The following is a 19,678-nucleotide window of genomic DNA, read 5'->3' as shown; positions in this document are numbered from 1 at the left end:
GGGAACTCAGCAGGAGCGCGCGCGATCTTGAACACGCGCCGTGACGATGTCATCGGCAGCCAGAATGAGCCACCACAGCGTTCCCAGTCCCAAGCTGAATCGCTGCCAGATTCCCGTGTAGTCCATCGGTGTGCCGACAAACCAACCTACGGCACCGATGCCGTTGAGGAGGGTAAAAACAACCCAAGCCCACGTCACCACAAGGCCGAATCCGCGGAATCTCGTCATGGTCGAGTTGAGCAGCAGGATCGGTAGCGCGAATCCGACGACGACAATCGTTGAGGTCCCAACGTGGACTATGTGGTTCACACTGACCTGTCCGGCCTCTTCAGCAGCCATGCACGCTTGGGAACGAGTGGGAGAGCAGTCCATCGTAACCAGGGCATCGAGGACACTGAAGAACCCTCCTGCAACGAAGCCAACTCCCGACCATCCCTGACGTCCGAGGGGGCGGTGTCGGGCCCACACGAGAGTTGCCAGACCTGCCAGACACAGCAATGTCCCCATGATGACATCGGTGGTCTGGAAGAGGTAACGCCACGGCTGATCACGCGCCGAATACTCCGAAACGAATGCGTGCAGCTGGCTCATGGCCGGGTTGAGCACTCCCGCGAAGGCCCAGGTAAGCGAAGCAAGCGAGGCGAGGACGAGGAAGGTAGCGCGCCAGCGTCGGCAGGTCACCTCACGACGATCAGTCATCAGCCTGCTGGCCTCTCCATTCGCTGCGCAGCAGGCCATGGTACTGGGAGTCTCGTGGGCCGCACGAATCCATCACGCATGCTCGCCGCAACCCTTCGGCGACCATTCCCGCCTTCTCCATTACTCTCCCGGAGGCGATGTTCGCCGGGTCGTGGCGGGCCTCAACCTTGTTGACCTGGGCGGTGTCGAACAAATAAGACATCACCGCTTTAACCGTTTCGGTCGCGTAGCCATGATTCCACCAGCGTCTGCCAAAGCAGTAGCCCAGTTCGGCGAGGTTAACTCTCGTATCAACGTCCACGACAGCAATCTGCCCGATGATGACCTCGTCCAGCCACACTGCCCAATTGAAGATGGCGGGGTCCCCGTAGCCGTGTACCCAACCGGTCAGCAGCAATCGGGTCGCGTCGACGTTGGGATGCGGCGGCCAGGTCACAAACCGTGTGACCTCGGTGTCACTAGCCCAGTTGTCGTACATCTGTTGGGCGTCGTCAACCGACCATCGGCGGAGCACCAGCCGATCAGTGTGGATCGGACATGTGCCAACCAGTTTCATGACGGTGACAATAGCACCGGGTCCCAAGGACCCTTACAGATGCACAGACAGCTCCATAACCGGTTTCCCGTTGAGATCTGGGCGTGAAGCTGTCGGCGGTGAGGTTGGGATCTCCTCGTCAGGTTCCGGGCGCACTGCCTGGCCGGCGTCACGTTCCTCGCTGACGTTGCGATCTCGAGCGGTAGCGGCCATCAATTTGATGCGGTTGAGCTGGTTTACTTGAGAAGCCCCCGGATCATAATCGATAGACACCACGTTGGCCTGCGGGAACTGACGGCGGATCTCGCGGAAGATACCACGCCCGGTGACGTGGTTCGGTAGGCACGCGAAGGGCTGCACAACAGCGATATTCGGTACGCCCTCACGGATCATGTCGACCATCTCACCGACGAGGTACCAGCCTTCACCGGCCTGGTTACCGAGCTGAACAATGCGTTGGGCATCCGCCATGAGTTCGGTGATTGGGGTCGGGACTTCAAACCGAGCCGACTTGCGCAATGCTGTGGTGACCGGCTTCTGATACTGCATAAGCAGGGCTCGGAAAGCTTTTTTGACGTGACGGCTCCACTTGTCGGTGCCGAAGGTCTTGTAGTTGTAGTCACCAGCAGACAAGCAGTTGTAGACGAACCACATCAGGCCCGGCAGGACAGCCTCACAACCCTCGGATTCGATGGTCTCAACGATGTGGTTATTGGCGTCAGGATGGAACTGCACCAAAATCTCGCCAAGCACACCGACCCGCGGTTTACGCGGTCCATCGACCAAGTCGAGATGTTCGAAATCGTCAACGATGCCGTTGATGATGGTCTTGTAGGACGTTCTGCGTCCCCACGTCGTGGAATGTCCACCGTTCAGGAAATGCTCGCGCGCTATGGTCGTCCAGCGGCGCATGAGGCGATCAGCCAATCCTGGAACTGCCTCGTAAGGACGGGTACGAAGGTGCACCTTCTGCAGCAGGTCGCCAAGGGTAATGGCCTGCACCATGCGGTGGATGAGGGGAGCAGTCAGGGAGAAGCCCGGGTTGTCCTCGACTCCTTGCAGGGAAGCTGCGATGACCGGGATATTGCCAAACCCGGCATCCTTGAGAGCCTTGCGCAGCAGACCGATGTAATTAGTGGCACGGCACATGCCGCCGGTCTGCGTAAGGAAAAGTGTGGTGTGATCAAGGTCGTACTTGCCGGATTTCAGTGCCGACACGAGTTGCCCAATGACGACAATAGCCGGGAAACAAGCATCATTGTTGACTACCGACAGGCCATAATCAATGTTCCTTCGGGAAGCTTGCTTCAGTACCTCGACCTGATAGCCAGAGGCCCGCAAGGCAGCCTCGGCGATGGAGGTCTGGTAGGGGGCCAACTGTGGCACCAGAATGGTGTGAGTAGCTTTCATCTCTTTGGTGAAGGGCACCCGGTCATCCGATAACGGATGAGTCACAAGCTTGCGGTTATGGCTGGCTCGTTCCTTCGATGCGGCCTGCAGCGAGCGCATTCGGATGCGAGCCGCTCCCAGATTGGATACCTCGTCGATCTTAAGGGTGGTGTAAATACGGTCGCGCGCGGCCAGGATCTCACGCACCTGATCGGTGGTGATAGCATCAAGGCCACAGCCGAATGAATTCAGCTGAACCAACTCAAGGTCGGGACGGGTTCCGGCGAAGGCTGCGGCCTGGTAGAGGCGGGAGTGGAACATCCACTGGTCGCGCACGCGTAGTGGACGTTCCAGTAAGTCGGCTCCCAGATGGGCCACCGAGTCCTCGGTTAGTACCGCCATTCCCAAGGAGTTCACCATCTCGGGAATTCCGTGATGGATCTCCGGATCGACATGGTACGGACGGCCTGCCAGTACGATTCCCGGGACGTTGTGTTCGGCCATATAGGCCAAGGCATCCTCGCCCATTTTCCGGATTTCGTCATGGAAAGCCTTATCTTCCTCCAAACCTTTAGCAATGGCGCGGCCGGTTTCATCGACGGTGACATCATCATCGGCGAAAACCTCAGCCAGCCGCTCAGCAAGCTTGTCAGGATCGGCCAGCGAGAGGAAGGGCGAGATAAGCTCGACGTCCTTGTCTCGTAGACTTTCGACGTTGGCCCTGATGACCTCAGGGTACGAGGCAACCACCGGGCAGTTGAAGTGCGCGTCGGCGTCGGCCACGCTGACCTGCTCATAGCGGATACAGGGATCAAAAATCCGTTTCACCCCACGCTGTACAAGGTCCTCAACGTGACCGTTGTTAAGCTTAGCTGGATAACAAATATTCTCGCTGGCGATCGATTCCATGCCCTTTTCAAATAGGGCATGGGAGGAACGTCCCGAGATCATGACACGGTATCCGAGTGCCGATAAAGTCGTGAACCAGAATGGGTAGTTTTCGTACATATTGAGAGCGCGAGGCAGGCCTAAATCACCGCGAAAGGCCTTCTTAGCCGTCAAACGCCGATAGCTAAAGAGCCTCTTGTACTTGGCCTCGAACACATTGGGCAGCTCAGACTTCGGAAGTTTGGCCATCTTGCGGTTAGTGACCGCGGCGCCACGGTCGCAACGGTTGCCCGAGACGAAGACGCGACCATCGGAGAAGGTGGCGATGGTGCGTTGGCAGTGATTTTGGCACAACATGCAGTCGTCGCGGTGGGTCTCAACAGTGAAACCATCGAGTTCAGCGCGCTCCCGTAAGCCTTCGGAGGTGGTGGGCTCTCCGGCATGAAACCGGGCGTGAGCCGTCAGGGCAGCTCCATAGGCTCCCATGAGGCCAGCCTCGGCGGGACGAACGACCTCGCGACCGGTGAGCTTTTCGAAGGCACGTAGGACAGCATTGTTGAGGAAGGTTCCACCTTGGACGACAACCTTGTTCCCTAGTTGTGCCGGATCGGTAAGCTTAATGACCTTGTACAAGGCATTGCGGACCACTGAGTAGGACAGTCCGGCAGCAATATCAGCGGGAGAGGCCCCCTCCTTTTGTGCCTGTTTAACTGAGGAGTTCATAAAGACGGTACAGCGACTACCTAGATCTACCGGATGCTGAGCCATCAGGCTCATGGAGGCGAATGATTCGATATCGGTATCCATACCGGCAGCAAAGGTTTGCAAGAAGGACCCGCATCCCGACGAACACGCTTCGTTGACAGAGATAGAGTCGATGACCTGATCGACGACGCGCAAATACTTCATGTCCTGGCCACCAATGTCAATGATTGCGGTCACCCCGGGAAGCAAATGATCGGCGGCTCGGTAATGGGCCATAGTTTCGACTTCGCCGTCTTCGGCCTCTAGTGCAGCCTTGACGAGCCCCTCACCGTACCCAGTGGTGCAGGTACGGGCGATAGTGGCCTCTGCTGGCATAGTGTCGTACAGGTCGGCGAGGATTTGCACCGCCGCGCTCACCGGGTCACCCTCATTAGAGGCGTAGTGAGAGGCGACAATGTTGAGGGACTCATCAAGGAGGACCGACTTGATAGTCGTTGATCCGGCGTCAATGCCCAGGAAGAGGCTACCGCGAGCGTCATGTAAAGGTAGGCGTGGCAGCTTGGCGTGAGAATGCCGCTGATTGAATTCGTCTAATTCCTCCTCGCTACGAAATAGCGGTGGCATGGACTGGGAAATCCCGTTTTGAGTACGAGCGTGTCGTGAACGTTTCGCAGTTGTCGCGAGATCTACCGGTTCAGACGTTGACGTCAGGGCTGCTCCCATAGCCACGTATAGCTGAGCGCGGTCTGGGGTGATGTACGCGTCAACCTTACCGTCGAGGACGCGCGAGAAAGCGTCTCGCAAACTTGGCATAAAGTGAAGCGGACCGCCAAGGAAGATAACCTTACCCCGAATCGGGCGACCACATGCCAGGCCGGCAATGCACTGAGTGGCGACAGCCTGCAGGACCGAGGCAGCCAGATCCTCGTGGCGGGCTCCCTCGTTAATGAGGGGCTGAAGGTCGGACTTGGCAAAAACACCACAGCGCGAGGCGATCGGATGGATGGTCTTAGCCCGGGATGCGAGGTCATTGAGGCCGGGAGTGTCGGTGTGCAGCAGGGTAGCCATCTGGTCGATGAAGGCACCGGTGCCACCAGCACACGAACCATTCATGCGCTGTTCGGGGACCGGCTTGAGGTAGGTGATCTTGGCATCCTCACCACCGAGTTCGAGAAGCACGTCGGCGTCGGGATTCCAACGTTGGACGGCGGCCGTCTCAGCCATGACCTCCTGAATGAAAGTAAGGCCCAATGCCTCTGCGGTTCCCAATCCCGCCGATCCAGTAACGGTCGCGCGCACCTTTGCGCCGGGAAGGGCATCGGCGGCGTCGGCGAGCAGAGAGGCCATAGCGCCGGTGATATCGGCGTGGTGGCGTCTGTAGTCCTCGAAAAGAATGTTCTCGTCGGGATCGAGGATGACGGCCTTGATCGTCGTTGATCCGACGTCAAGACCCATCCGAAGGTCCTGCGCGTCCGGTGGAATCGCATTGCCGATGTGTGCGTCCATGTCTCCATTTCATCACCGTGGAAATCACTTTGCAGCAGTAGGGGGTCTTTTTCAGCCAAGTCATGAGGGAGTACGGTCATGGCATGTCTCAGTCACAGTGCGCACGATCGTCTCGTCGTGGTCCACGTGGTGAGGCTGGGGCTGCGAGAGCCGCGATTTTAGCCGCAGCCCGGTCCCTTTTTCTGGCCGGTGATTTCCAGTCAGTGAGCCTAAGAGCTATAGCCCGCGAAGCTGAGGTGGACACCTCGTTGGTGAGCTACTACTTCGGATCTAAGCAATCCCTCTACAACGAGGCGATGTCCCTTCCCAATGGTCCGCACCGGATTATTGCTGAGGTGTGTTCGCGAACTGACCCTGATCATCTGGGGGAGGCCCTGGTCAAGGCGTTCATCGATGCCTGGGATAGTCACCTTGGCCTGGGAGGACCGGATCCGCAAATGCAAGGTGTGGTGCAGGCACTTCTTACCCAGCCTGACGCCTTCGACATGATGCGTCAGTTTTACACCGAGGAAATTTTGGCCCCAGTTGTCAATTTACTCATTCCCCGATTCGGCGCAGAAGAGGCGGGGATACGGGCCTCTCTTGGACTCTCGCAATTGCTGGGGATTTTCACGGCTCGCTACGTCGTTGGGTTGCAGTCCCTAGCGAATCTTCCGGCGGCAGAACTCATCGGCCGGGAAGGGCCTGCCCTACAGAGCACCCTCACTGGACCGGCTATCAACGGTTAACACTTTTTGCCGCAGGAGGGGTCGGTTCGCTTACCGTGGTGCCACGGCTAGCGATAGAGTCGTAGTCAAAGCTTGGCGCATGGCCGCGCCTGACGCCCACAGATAACGGGAGATGACCAATGACCATCGCAATCAAGATGGGTTTTCTCGATGACAGTCCGATCGTCGACGACCAAGGTCGACTTGTTAGTCGAGGGGGCGGAACCGCTCTCGTTGAGCGGCTTCTCGACATGTACCCGGGAGCCGTCGTCGTGAACTACGAGGATCGTCAGTGCGATGGATTCGAGGCCAAGAAGCTGACCAGCCTTGAACCGCTTGAAACCGTTGTCATCAACCTCGACGTCATCGATTCGGTTGGCGTCTTCCAAACCATGCACCGCGAGGGTGCCGAGCCCAAGATCCTTAACCTTCAGTGGTTGCCCCCATCTCACTACCACCACAAAGTGAACTTTGCGGCTATGGGCCTCGCGTACGCCCTCTTCCCGACACTGTGCTCTGGCGAGCGCACTGCTGGTGAGGTAACCGAGCTCGTTCGCCGCTGGACGATCTCCCCGCTGGCTCACCAGGCCCGAGTCGCTTGGATCCAGCCTGGCATTCGTGATGACCTCGCTCGCGAGCACGTTGATCCCGAAATTCCGACGGTTCTCTACCCAGCGATTCACCTCACAGAAACCAAACGCCCGAAGGTATTTCTCGACGTTATGAACCGCGTCGCTGCAGACATGGACGTGAGAATGGAAGCCCGTCTAAGTCAGCGCGATCTCGCTAGCGTCATGGCGATGAAGATGTCGTCGCCAAAGTGGGCTTCCGTTGGCCCCCTTTTCGGTCAGCGCGAGGAGTACTGGGAGTCCCTAGCCCGCATGACGGCCTTCCTGGCCACCGCCAAGAACGAGGCCTATGGCTTCGAGTACCTCGAGGCTCTCGTCGCCGGTGCCATCGGTGTCTTCCCAGATACCACCTGGGCACGTAAGACGGTCCCTGAGGATTATCCGTATTTCTACCGCACTAGCGACGAAGCGGTCTCAATGCTTAAAGAAGTGCTCAACGACCCACAGACCGCGCGTAATGCTATTAATGAGCTCGCCGGAGGGTCGATCCGCGACTGGATCCTCGAGCACAATCAGCGTTCCGGCGGAAATGAGGCTATGCGTAAGCAAATCGAAGAGTGGTTCCCTGAGATCCAGGTGTGATCCGATTTGAGGGACGGACGCCGTGGCGGTTGCGATCGCCACGGCGTCCGTAGTTTCGGATGCTATGGCTGAGCAGCTAATGGGCATCTGGGTGCGGATAGCGACAGTCCATGGCCCGTCGGTATGCTGTTTTACGGCCCGTACCGTCTATGCGTGGCCTGCGACAACGGAAGGATGAAACGTGCTGCGAACCCATGACGCAGGAACCCTACGAGCCAGCGACATCGGCAAGGAAGTGACTCTCGCCGGATGGGTTGGGCATCGTCGCGACCACGGTGGCGTCGCCTTTATCGATCTTCGCGACGCCTCAGGCCTGGCCCAGGTCGTCATCCGCGATGAGATCTTGGAGTCCTCAGGCGCTCACGACCTGCGCAACGAGTACTGCATCAGGGTGACCGGAGTCGTTGAGGCACGTCCAGAGGGTAATGCCAACCCGAACCTACCCACCGGCGAGATTGAGGTTGCCATCACCGAGCTCGAGGTGCTCAATCCTTCAGCGCCGCTACCCTTCCAGATCGACGAGCACGTCAGTGTCGGCGAGGACGCCCGTCTGAAGTACCGCTACCTCGACCTGCGCCGCCCGCATCAGCATGAAGCCCTGGTGCTGCGTTCTCACGTGACCCACGCCATTCGTGAGGTGCTGGATCGTCACAATTTTTATGATATTGAGACTCCGACTCTGACCCGGTCTACCCCTGAGGGCGCTCGCGACTTTCTGGTTCCGGCTCGTCTGGCCCCGGGCTGTTGGTACGCCCTGCCGCAGAGCCCTCAGTTGTTCAAACAGTTGCTCATGGTCTCGGGTATGGAACGCTATTACCAGATCGCTCGTTGCTACCGTGACGAGGACTTCCGTGCCGATCGTCAGCCTGAGTTCACCCAGCTTGATGTCGAGATGAGCTTCGTTGACCAGGACGATGTCATCGCGTTGGCTGAAGAGACCATGGCGGCTTGTTGGAAGATCATTGGCGTCGACATGCCGACGCCGTTACCTCGCATCACCTGGCACGAGGCGATGGATCGCTACGGCTCTGACAAGCCGGATCTGCGATTTGGCAACGAGATCACCGAGGTTACCGATTTCTTTGCCAACACTGCGTTCCGGGTCTTTCAGGCTCCCTACGTCGGTGCCGTCGTGATGCCCGGTGGAGCCTCCCTGCCACGCCGTCAGTTCGACGCCTGGCAGGAGTGGGCGCGCACCCGCGGAGCCAAGGGTCTGGCCTACATCACGATCTCTGACGAGGGCGCGCCAGAAGGTCCAGTTGCCAAAAACATTTCCGAGGAGGAGAAAGCTGGCATCGCCGAGAAGGCCGGTGCCAAGCCTGGTGATGCCATTTTCTTTGCTGCTGGCTCGAAGACCTCCTGCCAGGAACTACTTGGCGCCGCCCGTCTGGAAATCGGCCGCCGTTGCGAACTCTTTGATCCATCTGACTGGGCTTTCTGCTGGGTGGTTGACGCCCCGCTGTTCAAGCCCACCAAGGAAGCAGAGGCTTCCGGCGACGTCGCCGTTGGCACGGGCGCCTGGACCGCCGTCCACCACGCCTTCACCAGCCCGACCCCCGACTGCCTGGATACCTTCGACACCGATCCGGGTTCAGCTTTGGCTTACGCTTACGACTTCGTCGTCAACGGCAACGAGGTAGGCGGCGGGTCTATCCGTATCCATCGCCGTGACGTTCAGGAGCGGGTCTTTAACGTCATGGGTATTGGCCCCGAAGAGGCCCAGGAGAAATTCGGTTTCCTACTGGATGCCTTCAAATTTGGCGCGCCACCGCACGGTGGCATCGCCTTCGGTTTGGATCGTCTAGTTATGCTGCTTGGCGGCTTCGAGACTATCCGTGACGTTATTGCCTTCCCGAAGACTGGTAACGGCTATGACCCGCTGACGGCTGCTCCTGCACCAATTACCCCGGCCCAGCGGCGCGAAGCCGGCGTCGATGCCAAGCCGAAGAAGCCTTGCGGCGGTCAAACCTCGAATGTGGAGGCAGATAAGTCCACGACGTGACGACCCCATGGTGACGACGGGCGGCGGCGATATCATTCGCTGCCCGAGCGTTACTGCGCGAACATACGTGGGCCGCTCGCTGTCGCAACGTGGCGATATGGTGCCACGGTGAGTGAGGATCTCTTCGGCAACGTCACGTCGGCTCAATCCGACGCGACCAGTGGTGGGTCCCTGGATACTCCCAACCCTGATGCGCCACTAGCAGTTCGGCTTCGCCCGCGCACCATTGATGAGATCGTCGGTCAGCAGCATTTGCTGACCCCCGGTTCACCCCTGCGCCGCCTGGCCGAGGGGACCGGGGCCATGAGCGTGTTCTTGTGGGGCCCTCCCGGGGTTGGCAAGACGACGATTGCCTCGGTCGTCTCCCACGCCACGAACCGACGCTTCGTGGAGATCTCGGCTGTAACGGCCGGAGTCAAAGACATCCGTCGGGAACTTGACACTGCCCGACGTCAGTTAGCCTTGGGACAGCCGACCGTTCTCTTCGTCGACGAGGTGCACCGCTTCTCTAAGGCTCAGCAGGACGTTCTGCTCCCGGCAGTGGAGAACCGCACCGTGACCCTCATCGCGGCGACCACCGAGAACCCGTCTTTTTCGGTCATCTCCCCGTTGTTGTCGCGCTCCTTATTGTTGACCCTCAAGCCACTCACCGAGGTTGACGTTTCATCGTTACTCGATCGAGCCCTGAGCGATCCACGCGGCCTGCGAACTGAGTCCGACAGGCGTTACGTTCTGGAGGACGATGCTCGCGCTGACCTGCTGCAACTGGCTGGGGGAGACGCACGACGCGCCCTCACCTATCTTGAAGAGGCCGCTGCCGGGGCGAGTACGGCAGGTACTGACACGATCACGAGTCAGATCGTCTCCACTGCGGTTGATCGTGCCGCAGTGCGCTACGACCGTGACGGCGACCAGCACTACGATGTCATCAGCGCTTTCATCAAATCCGTGCGCGGCTCAGACGTTGACGCCGCACTGCACTACCTGGCCCGGATGATTGAGGCAGGGGAGGATCCCCGATTTATTGCGCGGCGCCTTATCATTCTCGCCAGTGAAGACATCGGGATGGCCGCCCCAAGTGTGCTCCAGACCTGTGTCGCGGCAGCCCAGGCCGTCCAACTGATCGGGATGCCCGAGGCTCGTCTCAACCTAGCCCAGGCCACCATTGCCGCAGCCACCGCTCCGAAATCCAACGCCGTCATCACCGCTATCGATGGGGCCCTGGCTGATGTACGCGCTGGAAAGGGAGGCGAAGTTCCCGCCCACTTGCGTGACGCCCACTATTCATCAGCCCACGATCTGGGCCACGGCGTCGGATATCGTTACGCCCACAATTTCCCGCATGGGGTTGCCAAGCAGCAGTATCTGCCCGACGATATCGCCTCGACCCGGTATTACGACCCGACCGATCATGGCAATGAGGCTGTCATCGCACAACGTCTGAGCCAGATACGGGTGCTGCTTGGGCGAGATATTGAGGAGGAGAAGTCATGACCTTGGGGCAGATAGCCGGACTCATCGCGGCACTCGCGGCGGTAGTGCTGGTCGCGCTATGCGCGGTTCCATTGCTCAAACTTGGCGGCGTCCTCGACGAGGTACGCAAAGCTGTTCGTGATGTCGACGAGTCCACTGTGCCGATCCTCGAAGAGCTTAAAAGCACCGTCGTCATAACCAATGGCGAGATTTCTAAACTCGATCAAGTCATCGAGGACATCCACACCATTTCCGAGCATGGCACCATCGTTACTGGCCAGGCCGCCGAGCTGGCCCAAACCTTTACCCAGACCGTCGGGACGCCAATGGTCAAGGCTGCGGCTTTTGGTGAGGGAGTGCGCCGAACAATTCATCGTCCGAAGCGTCGGATGCGTCAGTCCCAAGTTGAGAATACGGTCAGTCCTACCGAGATAAGCCACAGCGCCACTGCGGCCGAAGGCGGCGAGCAGGACTGATCTGGTAGAACACGGAGTACGCACCCCCTCTGTGGCGCGGTGAGATGTCGCCGGCCGCACGTGCGGGTAGGGTTGGACTGCGGTGTCCCGATACGGGACGGCCCTTATGGGCCACAAAAGCAACCACGTCAAGAAGGGCTAGGCATGAGAACAGCGGAGATCGGACAGCGCTTCGTCGACTTCTTTGAAAGTAAGGGTCACACCGTAGTGCCGAGCGCCTCACTGCTCTACAACGATCCCACCTTGCTGTTCGTTAACGCCGGCATGGTGCCGTTCAAGCCTTACCTTATGGGCACTGAGCCCTCCCCGTGGAAGCGGGCCACCAGTATTCAGAAGTGCGTGCGCACCTTAGACATTGATGAGGTTGGCAAGACCACTCGTCACGGCACTTTCTTCCAGATGTTGGGGAATTTCTCCTTCGGTGACTACTTCAAGAACGAGGCCATTCAGTACGCATGGGAGCTCGTCACTAAGCCGGCAGAACAGGGCGGATTGGGCTTCGACCCGGCCAGCATCTGGGTGACGGTCCTTGGACCTGGGTTTCACCCCGACTATCCGGAGGGCGACATTGAGGCGCGCGAGGCGTGGCGTGCTGCGGGTATCCCTGACGAGCAGATTCAGGGTCGCTCCCTTAAGGACAACTACTGGCATATGGGGGTTCCCGGCCCCGGCGGCCCGTGCTCGGAAATCTACATCGATCGTGGCCCAGCCTATGGTCCCGACGGTGGTCCAGAAGCAGATGAGGACCGTTACCTTGAGATCTGGAACCTCGTATTCGAGACCGAGGATCTCTCAGCGGTGCGCGCTAAAGATGACTTCGACATCGCAGGCCCATTGCGCAGCCTTAACATCGACACTGGTGCCGGTCTCGAACGTATTGCCTACCTACTCCAGGGCGTCGACAATATGTACGAGACTGACCAGGTATTCCCTGTCATTGAGAAAGCGTCCGAGATGTCGGGCAAGCGTTACGGCGTTCGCCACGACGACGACGTCCGACTACGCGTAGTTGCTGACCACGTCCGTTCCGGTCTCATGCTCATGACCGACGGAGTTACCCCTGGTAATGAGGCCCGCGGTTATGTGTTGCGTCGTCTGCTGCGTCGCGTCGTTCGCGCCATGCGTCTGCTCGGTGTGGCGGATCCAGTATTACCCGAGTTGCTCCCGGTATCTCGTGATCTTATGGCTGATTCCTTCCCTGATGTCCTCACCCAGTGGGATCGCGTCATCGGTGCCGCCACAGCGGAAGAGGACACCTTCCGACGCACTCTAAGCTCGGGTACCGCGATGCTCGATGCAGCCGTGGTCGAAACTAAGGCCTCCGGGTCAAAGACCCTCTCGGGGGAGAAAGCCTTCCAGCTTCACGACACTTACGGGTTCCCAATCGACCTCACTCTCGAAATGGCGGCCGAGCAAGGGTTAGAGGTTGATCGCAACAAGTTCACCGCCCTTATGGCTGAGCAGCGTGCCCGCGCTAAAGCTGACTCTCAAGCGAAGAAGGGCCTGCTCACGGATCGGGAGGCTTACTCCCAAGTTCGTGCCCTCGGTGAGACCCCATTCCTCGGCTACACCGATTTGACGGTCGATACCACCGTTACTGGCATCATCGCTAACGGTGCCTCCGTGTCGGCTGCTGAACCGGGGGCCGTCGTCGAGGTCGTGTTGGCCGAGACCCCTTTCTATGCCGAGATGGGTGGCCAGGATTCTGATTCTGGCATCATTCGCGCCAACGGGATCGACTTTGAGGTTCTTGACGTGCAGCGTCCGGTACCAGGCCTGATCGTCCACAAGGTGCATCTCGATGGCGATCTCGCCGTTGGTGATCGGGTGACAGCCCTGGTCAACCCGACCACTCGTTTTGGAGCCTGCCAGGCCCATACCGCCACCCATGTCATCCATGCCGCTTTACGCGAGCTCGTAGGGCCATCGGCCACCCAGGCCGGCTCCTACAACAAGCCCGGTTATCTGCGCTTTGATTTCTCCGCTACCAAGGGTCTGTCGGACTCTCTGAAAGACGAAATCGAAGAGCGTTGCAACGTTGCCATTCATGACGACTTCGAGGTTACTGATACCCAGATGCCGCTGGAGGACGCCAAAGCCATGGGAGCGATGGCCATGTTCGGCGAAAAGTACCCGCCGATCGTGCGTGTCGTCGAGCTGGCTGGCCCGTGGTCGCGCGAGTTGTGCGGTGGCACTCACGTTGCCTCCACCGGTCGTATTGGCATGCTGAGTCTGCTAGGGGAGCAGTCGGTCGGTTCGGGTACCCGGCGCGTCGAGGCCCTCGTTTCCACTGATGCTTTCCGTCACATGGCGGCTGAGCGGGCGCTCGTCAACGAGTTGACCGGAATCCTCAAGGTGCAGCCGGATCAGCTCGCCGACCGTGTTTCGAAGCTCGCGACCGACCTCAAGGAGGCCGAGCGTAAGCTCGGCGCTGCCCGAACCCGTGAGCTCCTGGGTCAGGTTGATGACATCGTTGCCGGGACTACTCCAGCCGGGTCCTTCGACCTCGTCGCTGCCAAGGTTCCAGGTGTCGCGGGTAGCGACTTGCGTACCCTTGCTACTGAGATCCGAGCCCGCGTCAAGGACCGTCCCGCCGTCGTCACCCTAATCGGCGGCACTCATGACAAGCCGGCCATGATCGTCGCCACCACCGAGTCAGCACGCGCTGCTGGTGCCAAAGCAGGTGCCCTTATCAAGGTCGGCGTTGCTCCGATTGGTGGCCGCGGTGGCGGTAAGGACGACATGGCCCAGGGGGCTGGCAGCGACCCCACCGGTATCGACGCCGCTCTGCGTGCTGTTAACACTGAACTGACCGCGCTGTGAACCCCGCCGAACGTCCGGACACGTCTCTGTGCGGTGTGAGGCTTGCCATCGACTGGGGAAAGGCACGGATTGGCGTGGCCGCGAGCGACCGCGACGCGATTCTGGCCTTCCCCGTTGAGACGGTGTATACCGCCGACCGCCCCGTGCAGCGCCTGGCCGAAATCGTTGCCGAGTACGAACCGGTTGAAGTCATCATGGGACTTCCGGTCGCCCTTAACGGGACTGAGCAGTTGGCCGCGCAAGACGTTCGGGATGCCGGACGCCAGTTGGCCGAGGCTATTAACCCGATCCCCGTGCGCTGGGTCGATGAAAGAATGACCACGCGTACGGCGGCTCGAGCGCTTCACGAGGCGGGGCGCAACGCACGTAAACAGCGTGGCGTGATTGATCAGGCCGCTGCTGTGGCCATACTGGAACACGTGTTGGAGCAAGTCCGATTAGGCCAATTGGAGACGGCGACGGGAGGGGCGGATTCGTGAGCGGACCGTTCAACGAGCACGATGACCCGAAGGCGGAATTTTGGTACAAACTTCGCAGCGCGGTCGCCGTCATCCTTTCCCTGGCCGTGCTCGTCGGCGGGTGCGTCTTTGTCGGTGTGAAGGTCTACGACGGCTACATCTCGTACAAGTCTGCTGACGACTACCTCGGAGATGGCGAGAAGGACGTCTTAGTTCGGGTACCTGCTGGCGCATCGGTAAGCGAAGTTGGCTCGATCCTGCTCGATAACGACGTCGTCAAGTCAACGAAGGCATATAACAAGGCCCTTCGCGATTCGGAATCTGACGTTACTATTCAGGCTGGTCAGTACAAGCTCAAGACGCATATGAACGCCGCAAAGGCCGTGTCCATCCTGGACAACCCGGACAATATCCAGCGTACCCGTGTCACCCTGCCCGAGGGCTTAACCACAGAGCAACAGTTCGGGATCATGGCCAAGGGAACCACGATGCCACTCGGCAGCTTCCAGAATGCGTATAAGCAAACTGCGAAGCTAGGCCTGCCGGTCTGGGCCAAGGGGCATCCAGAGGGCTTCCTCTTTCCCGACACCTATGAGGTGGGGTCAAATCCAACTCCGCTAGAAATCCTGAAGATGCAAACGAATCAGTTCGCCAAGCAGGTTAACACGATGAATTTCATTGGCCAGGCTCAGACTATTAAACGCAGCCCCTACGATGCCCTCATCGTCGCCTCCATCTTGGAAAGAGAGGCCAAAAAGCCAAAAGATATGCAGATGATCGCCGGGATCATCTACAACCGCCTCCAACAAGGAATGAAGTTGGAGTCGGATACTACGGTGCTTTATGCCAACCACGTCGAAGGCAAGCTGACAACGAACGACGAACAGCGTGCCAAGGATTCGCCGTACAACACCTATTTGTATAACGGCTTGCCGCCTACCCCTATCGACAACCCCGGTGCGACATCTATGGAGGCAGCTGTGACACCGATTAAGAGTGACTACCTTTATTGGGTTGTTACAGATCCCGACAAGGGCACTACGGCGTATTCCAAGACGCTGGCCGAGCACGAGAAAAATGTCAAGAAATTCCAAGCTTGGTGTCAGGACCACAAGGGGAAGTGCTAGGACAATACGTGCTGATCTAGGAGGACTGACGATGCGCTGTGCGGTGGTTGGCCATCCAGCGGCTCACTCTTTGTCCCCGGCAATTCACCGCGCCGCATACCAGGTCCTCGGCCTAGAGTGGTCCTACCAAGCCATCGACGTCGAGCCTGGTGGTTTGCGTGCTTTTGTTGAAGGGCTCGACGGTTCCTGGCGAGGGCTATCAGTGACGATGCCTCACAAGGCCGATCTCGTCGAGTTGGGGGAGACCGACGCGACGGTTGACATGTTGGGAGCGGCGAATACCTGGGTTTGTCGTGACGGCACGACCATCGTCCGCAATACCGACGTCACGGGGGCAGAGGCTGCGCTTCGTGCTAGGGGAGTGACTGAGGTCAAGAAGGTTGTCATGCTAGGGGCGGGCGCAACAGCCCGGTCTGTTCTTGCGGCTGCGATTGGGATGGGAACGGGCGAAGTCGTCGTGATGTCGCGCTCACGCGAACGGTCCACGGAGATCCTTAAGCTTGCCGATGGCCTCGGCATTCACGTCGCTTGGTTGCCTTTCGAATCGGAGCCTCCGCGGTGCGACCTCATGGTCTCGACGGTTCCAGCCGATTCCTTGATGAGGCGTGCTGAAGATCTCACTGCTCGAGCTGATGCGGTCTTTGACGTCGTCTATGATCCCTGGCCAACCCCTTTGGCCGTGGCTGGGAAGATCGCTGGTGCAACCGTCATTGACGGCTTGGACCTGCTCGCTGGGCAGGCGGTCGGTCAGGTGCAACTCATGACTGGCTACCCGGTGCCGATGGACGTCTTGAGGTCCACAGCGCAGAACGGCCTGGCTGAGCACACCCGCCTTTGAAAGACTAAATATTATGCTGCGTTATCTCACTGCCGGGGAGTCTCATGGCCCTGCTCTCGTCGCGACGATGGAGGGCATTCCAGCCCACGTCCAGGTCGGGGCTGTAGAGATTTCCGAGGAGTTGCGACGTCGCCGTCTCGGGGCGGGACGAGGAGCCCGCATGTCTTTTGAAGCTGACAAGTTGGAGTTGCTGGCCGGATTCCGACACGGGGAGACGTTAGGCGATCCCATTGCGATCCGGATCGGCAATTCGGAATGGGAGAAGTGGCGCACCGTCATGGCTCCTGGTCCGGTAGCTCCCGAGGACCTGGCCGGGCATGCTCGTGCAGCTGCGCTCACACGACCCCGCCCAGGCCATGCTGACCTTGCTGGCATGCAGAAGTACGAGTTCAATGAGGCCCGGCCAATCCTAGAGCGCGCCTCTGCCCGCGAGACAGCCGCCCGCGTCGCATTGGGAGCGATTGCGAAGGCGTTCCTTAAGCAGTCTCTCGGCGTCGAGGTGCTTTCCCATGTGGTGTCCTTGGGCTCTGTCGCAGCTCCAAATGGTCTACGTCCGGGTCCAAGCGATCTGACCCGTATCGATGCGGATCCAGTGCGGTGCGCCGATTCCGTCACGAGTAAGCGCATGGTTGCGGAAATCGAGGCCTGCCGCAAGGAAGGCGACACCCTGGGAGGTGTCGTGGAGGTACTGGCCTACGGTCTACCGGCCGGGTTGGGATCGCATAGTCAGGGGGACCGACGGCTCGACGCCCGTCTTGCCGGGGCCTTGATGGGCATCCAAGCTATTAAGGGGGTCGAACTCGGCGACGGTTTCGACCTGGCCCGTCGCCGAGGGTCGCAGGCTCACGACTGGATGGAGCCGACTGAGGGCGGTATCCATCGAGTGAGTGACCGTGCCGGTGGCACTGAGGGTGGCATGTCGACTGGTCAGATACTACGGGTGCGTGCGGCGATGAAGCCGATTGCCACCGTACCGCGGGCATTGCCGACCGTAGACGTGACTACCGGTGAAGCTGCCAAGGCTCACCACCAGCGTTCCGACGTGTGTGCGGTTCCTGCCGCCGGTGTGGTTGCTGAGGCCATGGTCGCATTGGTGTTGGCTGAGTGCGCGTTGGAGAAATTTGGTGGGGATTCAGTAACTGAGACCCGTCGCAATGCGCAGGCCTACCTGGATCGTCTTGCCGCGCGTGGTCTGGCGGTGGCCCCGTGATAGCTCTCATCGGTGCCCCTGGATCAGGCAAGTCGACCGTCGGGTCGTTGCTGGCCCAGCGCCTTGGAGAAGAGTTCGTCGACGTCGATGCCGCGATTGAGCAGGCCGAGGGTCGTGATATTCCGGAGATTTTTCTCATTGACGGAGAGCCGTATTTTCGCAAGGTCGAGAGACGAGAGACGCTTGCCGCCATCGAGCGCGGCGGGGTGGTGTCTCTTGGCGGGGGGGCTCCGGCCGACGTCGAGGTCGGGAACGCGCTGGAGCGAGTGTGCGTTGTCTGGCTGGACGTCTCGGCTCGTACTGCCGCCGATCGCGTCGGGCTCAAGGACACTGGTCGACCCTTGCTGGGAGGCCAGGTGCATTCGCAGTTGGTGCGCCTTATGAAGGAGAGGCGGGCGGTCTACCAACGCCCCGCAGCGATACGGGTGGCCACCGACACGCTGTCACCGGAACAAGTCGTCGACGTCATCGTGTCCGAACTGGCTGACTTAGAGGAGGAGCCGTGAACCTTGTTGAGGTCGCCGCGGCCAAGCCTTACCGGGTGAGGATCGGTTCAGGAGCGGTCCACGAGTTGGCTGGTTTGGTGGCAGGACGCCGTGCAGCTGTGGTCTGCCCACAGGCTCTGGTGCGTCTGGTACCTCGCTTTGGTATTGACGATCTTGTAGTCATCGAGGTTCCCGACGCTGAGGCTGCCAAAACGCCTGAAGTTCTCGTTGATGGCTGGCGCCGGCTAGCCGAGGCCAGCATGACCCGTGGAGACATCATCGTCGGGTTTGGCGGAGGAGCTACCACCGATATTGCAGGGTTTCTAGCCGCCACATGGATGCGAGGGATTGACGTCATCCACGTTCCGACGACTGTGCTGGCTATGGCCGACGCTGCAATTGGCGGCAAAACTGGTGTCAACATTCCTGCCGGGAAAAACCTTGTTGGGGCTTTCCATGAGCCCATCGGCGTCTTGTGCGACACGGACCTGCTGACGACCCTGCCAGCGCGAGAGGTGCGTTCTGGCCTGGCTGAGATCGTCAAATGCGGGTTTATTAAGGACCCGGTGATTCTCGACGTCATCTCCAACCATCCGCGGTTGGCCCTCGACGTCACTTCCCAGACCTTCGTTGAGGTGCTGACACGTGCGATTACCGTCAAGGCTGGTGTGGTGAGCGCTGATCTGCACGAGCGGACGTCCTCGAGAGAAGAGGTCGGACGCGAGAGGCTCAACTATGGTCACACCTTGGCCCACGCTATTGAGGCCCACAAGCATTTCACGTGGCGTCATGGCGAGGCCGACGCGGTGGGCATGGTGTTTGCGGCCGAACTGTCGCACCGGTACCTGGGACTATCCGATGAGGTCGTTGCGCGCACCCGCACTATCCTGTCTGGGATCGGATTGCCTGTTACCTGTGACAAGATTAAGTGGGCAGATCTGCGCGAGACGATGAACGTGGACAAGAAAACCAGGGTAGACCCGCAGACCGGGCGTCAAGTGTTGCGGTTTGTCGGTATTCACAAACCCGGTCAGGTCGCCATGATCGTCGACCCTGACGAGGCCACTCTGGCCGAGTGCTACGACCGGTGTTCCGCACGGTAAAAACGTTCGGAAATTAATTCTGGCTGCTACGGGGTTTCATCGG

At 59.6% G+C, this 19,678-nt stretch carries 15 protein-coding genes; 12 read left to right on the top strand and 3 right to left on the bottom strand.

Annotated features, from left to right (window positions below):
- Window positions 1-6 precede the first annotated feature (6 nt).
- Genes LRP59_RS05665 through LRP59_RS05655 form a run of 3 tightly spaced genes read right to left on the bottom strand, consistent with a single transcriptional unit; the run spans window position 7 to window position 5,722 of the window.
- Window positions 7-699 carry a DUF998 domain-containing protein gene (locus LRP59_RS05665; RefSeq protein ID WP_002513543.1) on the bottom strand — a complete coding sequence of 231 codons (693 nt, stop codon included), beginning with the start codon at window positions 697-699 and terminating at the stop codon, window positions 7-9.
- Complete coding sequence (locus LRP59_RS05660) at window positions 692-1,255, bottom strand: GNAT family N-acetyltransferase (RefSeq protein ID WP_002513542.1); 564 nt, start codon at window positions 1,253-1,255, stop codon at window positions 692-694. The genes LRP59_RS05665 and LRP59_RS05660 overlap by 8 nt, the downstream gene beginning before the upstream one ends.
- Window positions 1,256-1,288: 33 nt before the next feature.
- A complete protein-coding gene (locus LRP59_RS05655; protein WP_002521598.1) occupies window positions 1,289-5,722 on the bottom strand; it encodes an acyl-CoA dehydratase activase-related protein in 4,434 nt (1,477 codons plus the stop codon).
- Between the two features lie 83 nt (window positions 5,723-5,805).
- Here LRP59_RS05655 and LRP59_RS05650 point away from each other — a divergent pair, with 83 nt between their 5' ends.
- The 12 genes from LRP59_RS05650 (at window position 5,806) to LRP59_RS05595 (ending at window position 19,635) form a co-directional block, all read left to right on the top strand.
- Entirely contained in the window at window positions 5,806-6,450 is a 645-nt protein-coding gene (locus LRP59_RS05650) for a TetR family transcriptional regulator (RefSeq protein WP_002513540.1), read from the top strand.
- 119 nt (window positions 6,451-6,569) lie between these two features.
- The gene (locus tag LRP59_RS05645) at window positions 6,570-7,640 is read left to right on the top strand and encodes a hypothetical protein (protein ID WP_002513539.1); all 1,071 of its coding nucleotides are present in this window, start codon (window positions 6,570-6,572) and stop codon (window positions 7,638-7,640) included.
- Between the two features lie 181 nt (window positions 7,641-7,821).
- The gene (gene aspS, locus LRP59_RS05640; protein WP_002513538.1) at window positions 7,822-9,642 is read left to right on the top strand and encodes an aspartate--tRNA ligase; all 1,821 of its coding nucleotides are present in this window, start codon (window positions 7,822-7,824) and stop codon (window positions 9,640-9,642) included.
- Between the two features lie 108 nt (window positions 9,643-9,750).
- The gene (locus LRP59_RS05635) at window positions 9,751-11,136 is read left to right on the top strand and encodes a replication-associated recombination protein A (RefSeq protein ID WP_002513537.1); all 1,386 of its coding nucleotides are present in this window, start codon (window positions 9,751-9,753) and stop codon (window positions 11,134-11,136) included.
- Complete coding sequence (locus LRP59_RS05630) at window positions 11,133-11,591, top strand: DUF948 domain-containing protein (protein ID WP_002513536.1); 459 nt, start codon at window positions 11,133-11,135, stop codon at window positions 11,589-11,591. Before LRP59_RS05635 ends, LRP59_RS05630 begins: the two co-directional genes overlap by 4 nt.
- A gap of 144 nt (window positions 11,592-11,735) precedes the next feature.
- The gene (alaS, locus tag LRP59_RS05625; RefSeq protein ID WP_002513535.1) at window positions 11,736-14,414 is read left to right on the top strand and encodes an alanine--tRNA ligase; all 2,679 of its coding nucleotides are present in this window, start codon (window positions 11,736-11,738) and stop codon (window positions 14,412-14,414) included.
- A gap of 35 nt (window positions 14,415-14,449) precedes the next feature.
- Window positions 14,450-14,893 carry a Holliday junction resolvase RuvX gene (ruvX, locus tag LRP59_RS05620; protein WP_002513534.1) on the top strand — a complete coding sequence of 148 codons (444 nt, stop codon included), beginning with the start codon at window positions 14,450-14,452 and terminating at the stop codon, window positions 14,891-14,893.
- Window positions 14,890-15,999 carry an endolytic transglycosylase MltG gene (gene mltG, locus LRP59_RS05615; RefSeq protein WP_002513533.1) on the top strand — a complete coding sequence of 370 codons (1,110 nt, stop codon included), beginning with the start codon at window positions 14,890-14,892 and terminating at the stop codon, window positions 15,997-15,999. Before ruvX ends, mltG begins: the two co-directional genes overlap by 4 nt.
- A 31-nt stretch (window positions 16,000-16,030) precedes the next feature.
- Window positions 16,031-16,837, top strand: coding sequence for a shikimate dehydrogenase (locus LRP59_RS05610; RefSeq protein ID WP_002513532.1), 807 nt, complete (start codon window positions 16,031-16,033; stop codon window positions 16,835-16,837).
- A gap of 13 nt (window positions 16,838-16,850) precedes the next feature.
- A complete protein-coding gene (gene aroC / locus LRP59_RS05605; protein ID WP_002513531.1) occupies window positions 16,851-18,047 on the top strand; it encodes a chorismate synthase in 1,197 nt (398 codons plus the stop codon).
- On the top strand, window positions 18,044-18,553 hold the full coding sequence (locus LRP59_RS05600) for a shikimate kinase (RefSeq protein ID WP_002513530.1): 510 nt from the start codon (window positions 18,044-18,046) through the stop codon (window positions 18,551-18,553). The genes aroC and LRP59_RS05600 overlap by 4 nt, the downstream gene beginning before the upstream one ends.
- Window positions 18,550-19,635 (top strand): 3-dehydroquinate synthase, encoded by a 1,086-nt coding sequence (locus LRP59_RS05595; RefSeq protein WP_002513529.1) that lies wholly within the window; start codon window positions 18,550-18,552, stop codon window positions 19,633-19,635. The genes LRP59_RS05600 and LRP59_RS05595 overlap by 4 nt, the downstream gene beginning before the upstream one ends.
- The last annotated feature ends 43 nt before the right edge of the window (window positions 19,636-19,678 follow it).

It is taken from the genome of Cutibacterium sp. 37298, assembly GCF_023838685.1.
Lineage (GTDB): Bacteria > Actinomycetota > Actinomycetes > Propionibacteriales > Propionibacteriaceae > Cutibacterium > Cutibacterium acnes.
The sequence above is the reverse complement of the archived record's forward strand: the minus strand, read 5'-3'. Positions and strand labels throughout refer to the sequence as shown.